Raw genomic sequence first — 6,873 nt, 5'->3', positions numbered from 1 at the left:
CGTGGGTATCCCGGAGGCTCTAAACGCCTGTGGAGAACTTGTAAGTCCTGAATTACTTCAGGCAGAGATCGTTGAAGCAGGAATCACGCGACTTTGAGTCGTGTGAGGTTCAATTTCACTACTGCGAATTCTTGGGACACAATGGTGTTGCTTTTCTAGGGGGACTAGTTCACCTCATTAAAGCCCATGGTGGTCACGTCACGTTTGACTGGGAGACACTTCCCCAAAAAATTCGTATTAATCTGGCTCAGAATGGGTTTTTATCCAATTTTGGCGATAATTGGCAACCTTGGCAAGGTAACTCTATCCCCTACCGATGCGATCTTCAGCATGATCCTAAAGCGATCACAAACTACCTGAGATACAATTGGCTGGGCAAGGGTTGGGTCAACATTAGTTCAGGATTACGAGACGCAATTACAGAGCAAGTCTTAGAAATCTATCTCAACGCCTTTGAACATAGCCAATCTGCAATAGGGGTGTTTAGCTGTGGTCAGCATTACCCTAAAGCAGGTGTCCTGCAACTAACTGTTATTGACTTTGGTATTGGTATCCCCACCAATGTTCGCTCTCTACCCCAAAACTCAACTAAGACTACTACCCAAGCTATAGAATGGGCATTTCTGCCTGGAACTAGTACTAGGCAAAATTGCGTTGGGGGGACAGGATTAAATTTACTCAAAGATTTTGTGATGAAAAATCACGGAAACTTTATGATTTACAGTAATGACGGGTATGCGATTATAGACGATAATGGAATTAGATATGAGAACAAAAGTACTAACTTCTCTGGAACACTGGTTAATATCTCCTTTCGGTGCGATGAGTCTTACTACTGTCTAGCTTCTGAAGTTCCTCAGATCCAGAAACCCCTATTCTAGAGAGAGGGAGACAAACAAATGATTTACAAAATTTACGAACTCGTCGGAGAATGCGCCATCACTGCTGATGATGGGCAAAAGGTATATGATCAAATTCATCCACAGCTGCTTGCTGGTCATCCAGTTGAGTTAGATTTTACTGGAGTAAAAATCCTTGCAACTCTATTCTTTAACTTTGCTATTGGTCAACTCCTAAAAGACATATCAGCAGATAACCTTAATCAATTGCTGAAATTTCCTGCACTGAGTTCTCATGGAGTGACTATTCTTGAGCGCGTAATTCCCAGTGCCAAACGCTACTACTTTGATGAGCAACACCGTAAAGCAGTTGATTCAGTCATGGCAGATATGGCTGCAACTATTTAGGGTATGGCTGTTAACTTGAACATCCAAGCTGATGTTATCGACATCAGAAATGATACTCCTAAGCAGGAGGACATTTTCTTTGTAGATACCAATGTCTGGTTATGGCTGACTTATACAAATGCTAGATTAAGTGGTGCTAAATACTACCAACTCAACAATTATCCCAAATATCTCAAGCAAGCTCGTTCAAATCAGGCGACACTAACCTATTCTGGGCTAATTTTGGCAGAGCTTGCTCATGTGATTGAGCGAACTGAATTTGATATTTATGTTCAGTCTCATCAACATTACTTACCCCAGGATTTTCGTCTCAAGGATTTCCGCCATAATTACCCCACAGAACGGGCAAATGTTGTTGCTGAAGTTCAGTTATCGTGGATTCAGATTAAGGATTTTGCTCATTCTGCGGATTTGACAGTAAATGAAGCAACAACTGATGCAGCAGTAAACCGACTTGAAACTCAAGCTGTTGATGGCTATGATCTTCTGCTTCTGGAATCTATTAGCAGAGCAGGTGTAGGACAAATTAAAATCATCACAGATGATATTGACTATGCTGTTGTCCCAGATATTCAGATATTTACAAGTAACGACAATATGATCAGGCCAGCTAAGACACAAAAAAGATTAGTAGTGCGGTAGAGATTTTGACTGTTGATTCACCCAAAAAACAAAGTCCACTCACACAATTAAGTGTCAAGTGGACTTGTTAATTATTCTCAGTGGATCCGAGCAGAGTCGAACTGCTGTCCAAATTGGGTATTGACTCCCCGCTCATTCACAGGTTTAGCCTTTCTGACCCTCAAGGCGGGAATCGTTCATTATCCCGAACGTAGGATGCTCTGATTTAATCTTAGCTAGCAAGCCAACCAGAGAACGCTTACTAGAGCATCCGTTGGGGGTTGTGTCTTTAGTCCTTAACGGAGTCAAACTGAAGACGCTCGAACCTATAAGAGGCGTTTAGGCAGCTACTAGAGCTTCCCGACGAGCAAATTTTACGATATTGTTCGCATTTACTTTTTTTTCGAGCCTTTGATTTCCGAGAGATGACTCGCTCTCGACCTGAATCACAGAGTAGCGTTCGCCAACCTGTCGAAACCGTGACGGACCCATGCCTGATACTTATATTATAGTGCGCTGTTTTTGAATTGTGTTGCAAGTTGACAAATTTAAGCTAGCGCTCCTGAAAAACACAGGGTGTCTTTGTGAGAACTTGGCTCTAGACCATCTGTATAATTGGCACATAGGGTGATATCGCCATAAGGGTTTTATCGCAAACACGCAATAAATCTGTCACGCCCAAACTAATGTAGGGGCAAAGTTTGTAACTCTGTGCCCACAAGTTTGCTGTCTTTCGACTTATCTAGAACTTACGCATTGACAAACAATGGTGAATATGTTCATCGATTTTATTCATTGAAACTCCTATAAATTGTGCGTTAGGGAACGCACACTACATGTAGGATGCCTAAAGAGACGCATCGAAAAAGCTTGAAAAAAGGGTAAATTGGTACAGTGCGTAAGTCCTATTATCGTAGCAAATTACACTGTTATTTAGTTGATTGAGGCAGTCTATATGGGCCCGTATGTTGTCAATGTCATCTATTTAAAAATCCCCAATACCAAAAATAGCCAATTGCTAAATTTCAAACAATTAGCAATTAGCTATTTTTTACAACTAACAAATAGTAATTCCTTAAGTTAGCGCTTCAGCACCACCCACAACCTCTAGGAGTTCTTGGGTAATTGCAGCTTGGCGAGCTTTGTTGTAAGACAATGACAGGCTTTTAATCAATTCACCGGCGTTATCGCTGGCGTTGTTCATAGCTGTCATCCGCGCTGCTAGTTCACTAGCGGCTGATTCTTGCAATGCCCGTAATAGCTGATTGCTCAGATACAGGGGTAACAGAGAATCGAGAATCTGCACGGGGTCTTGCTCAAAAATCATGTCGCGGGGTAAAGCGCGGACTTGGGTTGTCACTTTCTCCCGTTCCACTTGAAATTGACCACCACGGGTTGTGAGACGGAAGATTTCGTCATCCACCGCTTCTAAACCTTGGGCGTCAAGGGGTAGTAGAGTTTGCACTACGGGACGAGAGCTAACCAGTGAGACAAACTTGGTATAGATTAACTCAATCCGGTCTACTTTTTCTGAGAGGAACAAGGAAAGCAGTTCATCAGCAACCCTGGTGGCTTCCGCTGCGGTGGGGATTTGCTCTAAACCGCTGTAGGTGCCATCAATTGGCTGATCGCGGCGTTGGAAGTATTGGATGGCTTTACGTCCCACCAACACAAATCTGTAGTCTAGACCTTCAGCCTTGATTTCCTTGGCGCGATTTTCTGCACGACGGATGACGTTAGAGTTGTAGCCGCCACACAGACCCCGGTCACCGGAAATGACCAACAGTCCTACTGTCTTAACTTCCCGTTTTTTGAGTAGTGGTAAGTCTACATCTTCAAACTTGAGACGGGTTTGTAAGCCGTACAGCACTTGTGCCAAGCGGTCAGCAAAGGGACGGGTAGCAATTACCTGCTCCTGCGCACGACGTACCCTAGCTGCTGCCACCAGACGCATAGCTTCTGTGATTTTTTTGGTGTTTTTGACCGACTGAATGCGATCGCGTATTGCTTTGAGATTGGCCATAATCTTTAGGTCATTGGTAATTGGTAATCGGGAAAAAGGTAATCGGTAATTGGGTAAAAGTTATTGCTATTACCTATTACCCATTACCCATTAGCCATTACCTACGCAGCTTTGAAGATTTTCTTGTATTCGCTTAAAGCTTCCTTCAAGGCAGTTTCTTCTTCGTCACCCATTGCTTTCTTGGTTTGTACTGCTTGACTGTATGCAGGTTTGCCAGTCTTTAAGTACTCCCGCAGACCTTTGGTGAAGGTTGTCACCTTGTCTACAGCAACGTCATCCAAATATCCATTGATCCCGGCATAAAGAATCGCCACTTGCTCGTATACCGCGAGTGGGGAGTTTTGTGGCTGCTTCAGGAGTTCCCGTAAGCGTACACCCCGTGCCAACTGGTCTTGAGTGGCTTTATCTAAGTCAGAAGCAAATTGCGCGAAGGCTTGCAGGTCATCAAACTGCGCTAGTTCTAGCTTAATCTTACCGGCAACTTTTTTCATTGCCTTGGTTTGAGCAGCAGAACCCACGCGGGATACAGAAATACCTGGGTTCACAGCGGGACGGATACCAGCGTTAAACAAGTCAGAAGACAGGAATATCTGACCATCGGTAATAGAAATTACGTTGGTGGGGATATATGCCGAAACGTCACCTGCTTGGGTTTCGATAATCGGTAGGGCGGTCATGCTACCTGCGCCCAATTCATCACTTAATTTAGCTGCCCGTTCCAACAAGCGAGAGTGGATGTAGAATACATCTCCAGGATAAGCTTCCCGTCCTGGTGGACGACGCAGCAGCAGGGACATTTGGCGATAAGCTTGGGCTTGCTTGGAGAGGTCATCATAAATTACCAGGGTAGCTTTGCCTTTGTACATGAAGTACTCAGCAATAGTTGCCCCTGTGTAGGGAGCTAGAAATTGCAATGTGGCGGGGTCACTGGCGTTAGCGGCGACAACGACGGTGTAGTCCATTGCGCCTTTTTCTTGCAATGTTTGTACCACGTTAGCAACGGTGGAAGCCTTTTGACCAATAGCAACGTAGACGCAAACTACATCTTCGCTTTTTTGGTTGATGATGGTGTCAATGGCGATCGCTGTTTTGCCGGTTTGACGGTCACCGATAATCAACTCCCGCTGACCACGTCCGACGGGAATCATCGAGTCAATAGCTGTGATCCCTGTTTGCATCGGTTCGTGTACAGACCGACGGGCAATAATCCCTGGTGCTGGAGATTCAATCAAACGGTTTTCTGAAGCCTTGATATCTCCCTTACCATCAATTGGACGACCTAAAGCATCCACAACTCGTCCAATCAAAGCCTCTCCCACGCCTACCTGGGCAATTCTGCCGGTGGCGGTTACAGAGCTACCTTCTTGAATTTCCAGACCTTCACCCATGAGCACCGCGCCCACGTTGTCTTCTTCCAAGTTCTGGGCGATGCCAATTGTGCCATCTTCAAATTCTAGAAGTTCCCCAGCCATAGCCTTTTCCAGACCATAAATCCGGGCAATACCGTCACCGACTTGCAGGACAGTACCGACGTTAGCAACTTTGACATCTTCGTCGTATTGCTCAATTTGTTGCAGGATAATGCTGCTGATTTCGTCAGGTCTAATTGAAATGCTCATGTGTCTATGCTTTGTTTTCTTTCGAGACGGAAGAAGTTAACAGCGATGAGTTCAGACGCGATCTGACTCGCGTCTTTATCAGTAAGAGGAGTTAAGAGCAGTTAAGATGAGAGTAATTTGTTAGAAGTAACATTAAGTTTTATACTTCCTAACTTTCACCCTCGTAACTTTTTAGCTACCGCTTAAGCGCAATGAAAGGCGACGCAGCTGACCCCGTAAACTGGCGTCAATTACCTGAGAGCCTACTTTGATAATTACACCACCAATTAAGTCGCCGTCTATCTTGGTTACTAGTTCTACCTGGCGAGCACTGGTTAGGGCAATGACCTTTTCTTGTATTGTCTGCTGTTGAGCCTCTGTCAGAGAAACCGCAGAAGTGACTTCAGCTAATACAGTTTTATTCAGCTGCCGCAACAGTACCAAATACTGCTGTAAAATCGGCTCCAGAAATGCAATGCGCCGTTTGTCTACCAACAGCAGTAAAAAATTGCGTAAGTAGGGGCTAGCGCCTTCACCGACTATTTGTCTGATCAGAGACTTTTTGTTCTCAGACTGAATAAACGGGTTGCTGAAAAAATTCTGTAGATCTTTGTTGCCAGAGAGCAGGCTCTGGAGAGTACGCGCATCTCCCCCGATCTCTTCTGTCAAGTTTTTCGATAGCGCTATCGACAACAGTGCCTGTGCGTAAGACTGGGCTACTTTGGCTATTGCTATGTTACTGATCATCCTTCGCCTCCCAGCTGTGCGATGCTGCGGTCAATTAAAATTTGTTGAGCACCGTCAGCAATTCCGCTCTTGAGTTGCGTCTCGACTTTTTGCAATGCCAAAGCAACTACCCTCTGCCGCAGTTGAGCGATCGCTTTATCCAGTTCTGCACTTAAATCAGCTGCCCCTGCTTCCTGCAAGCGTTCAATATCTACAGCAGCTTGTGCTAGTATTGCTTCTTTAGCGGCTTGGGCGTTCTCATCAGCTGCTTTTTTGATTCTTTCAGCTTCTGTAGCAGCTCGCTCCAGGTTTTGCTGCGCCACTTTCAGCTGCTTGGCCGCATCCGTTGCTCGCTGCTCTGCACCCTTAATTGCTGTTTCAATGTTTTCCCGGCGAGTTTTCAGGGTATTACCCAGAACTTTGCGCCCGAACACAAACAGCACAGTAATAATAATGGCTAGGTTAATCAGGTTGGCGTCAAAAATATTTGTGTTTAGACTAAACCCACCTTCTGCCTCCCTGCCTGCCAATTCACCTCCGACGGCGCTGGCTTCCGCCATCAACAGTAAAAAAGTCCCCATGATTTTTCATCCACAACTGAGCTGCCATTGCCTAACATTATCCGACGCTGCCAACTGATGTTTGGCGAGGTCATCTT

7 protein-coding genes and 1 other RNA gene are annotated in these 6,873 nt (G+C 45.1%); 3 read left to right on the top strand and 5 right to left on the bottom strand.

Going from position 1 to position 6,873, the window contains the following annotated elements; all coding sequences use genetic code 11:
* Nucleotides 1–131: 131 nt before the first annotated feature.
* From H6G32_RS18280 to H6G32_RS18270, 3 genes are read left to right on the top strand one after another with little or no spacing between them, the layout of a single operon-like run.
* Nucleotides 132–881 (top strand): hypothetical protein, encoded by a 750-nt coding sequence (locus tag H6G32_RS18280; RefSeq protein ID WP_206757973.1) that lies wholly within the window; start codon nt 132–134, stop codon nt 879–881.
* A gap of 18 nt (nt 882–899) precedes the next feature.
* Nucleotides 900–1,247, top strand: coding sequence for an STAS-like domain-containing protein (locus H6G32_RS18275; RefSeq protein ID WP_190460778.1), 348 nt, complete (start codon nt 900–902; stop codon nt 1,245–1,247).
* A gap of 3 nt (nt 1,248–1,250) precedes the next feature.
* Nucleotides 1,251–1,889: a hypothetical protein gene (locus tag H6G32_RS18270; RefSeq protein WP_190460776.1), complete on the top strand. Its 639-nt coding sequence runs from the start codon at nt 1,251–1,253 to the stop codon at nt 1,887–1,889.
* A gap of 78 nt (nt 1,890–1,967) precedes the next feature.
* On the opposite strand, the gene ssrA is transcribed toward H6G32_RS18270, so the two are convergent.
* The 5 genes from ssrA to H6G32_RS18245 all read right to left on the bottom strand — a co-directional run bounded on the left by ssrA (nt 1,968) and on the right by H6G32_RS18245 (nt 6,796).
* Nucleotides 1,968–2,358, bottom strand: a transfer-messenger RNA (tmRNA) gene (ssrA, locus tag H6G32_RS18265).
* 585 nt (nt 2,359–2,943) lie between these two features.
* Complete coding sequence (locus H6G32_RS18260; RefSeq protein WP_190460774.1) at nt 2,944–3,891, bottom strand: F0F1 ATP synthase subunit gamma; 948 nt, start codon at nt 3,889–3,891, stop codon at nt 2,944–2,946.
* Between the two features lie 101 nt (nt 3,892–3,992).
* On the bottom strand, nt 3,993–5,510 hold the full coding sequence (atpA, locus tag H6G32_RS18255; protein ID WP_190460773.1) for a F0F1 ATP synthase subunit alpha: 1,518 nt from the start codon (nt 5,508–5,510) through the stop codon (nt 3,993–3,995).
* A gap of 171 nt (nt 5,511–5,681) precedes the next feature.
* Nucleotides 5,682–6,236, bottom strand: coding sequence for an ATP synthase F1 subunit delta (atpH, locus tag H6G32_RS18250; RefSeq protein ID WP_190460772.1), 555 nt, complete (start codon nt 6,234–6,236; stop codon nt 5,682–5,684).
* Nucleotides 6,233–6,796, bottom strand: a complete 564-nt coding sequence (locus H6G32_RS18245; RefSeq protein WP_190460771.1) for a F0F1 ATP synthase subunit B — start codon at nt 6,794–6,796, stop codon at nt 6,233–6,235. The genes atpH and H6G32_RS18245 overlap by 4 nt, the downstream gene beginning before the upstream one ends.
* Nucleotides 6,797–6,873: the final 77 nt, after the last annotated feature.

It is taken from the genome of Cylindrospermum sp. FACHB-282, from assembly GCF_014697195.1.
In the GTDB taxonomy this organism is placed as follows: Bacteria; Cyanobacteriota; Cyanobacteriia; order Cyanobacteriales; family Nostocaceae; genus Cylindrospermum.
This window is presented reverse-complemented; position numbering and strand designations above follow the sequence as displayed.

What these genes read in the sequence shown, in the direction of transcription:
- H6G32_RS18260 (WP_190460774.1), bottom strand. Translation starts at nt 3,891, where the DNA reads ATGGCCAATCTCAAAGCAATACGCGATCGCATTCAGTCGGTCAAAAAC.
- atpA (WP_190460773.1), bottom strand. Translation starts at nt 5,510, where the DNA reads ATGAGCATTTCAATTAGACCTGACGAAATCAGCAGCATTATCCTGCAA.
- H6G32_RS18245 (WP_190460771.1), bottom strand. Translation starts at nt 6,796, where the DNA reads ATGGGGACTTTTTTACTGTTGATGGCGGAAGCCAGCGCCGTCGGAGGT.
- H6G32_RS18270 (WP_190460776.1), top strand. Translation starts at nt 1,251, where the DNA reads ATGGCTGTTAACTTGAACATCCAAGCTGATGTTATCGACATCAGAAAT.
- H6G32_RS18275 (WP_190460778.1), top strand. Translation starts at nt 900, where the DNA reads ATGATTTACAAAATTTACGAACTCGTCGGAGAATGCGCCATCACTGCT.
- atpH (WP_190460772.1), bottom strand. Translation starts at nt 6,236, where the DNA reads ATGATCAGTAACATAGCAATAGCCAAAGTAGCCCAGTCTTACGCACAG.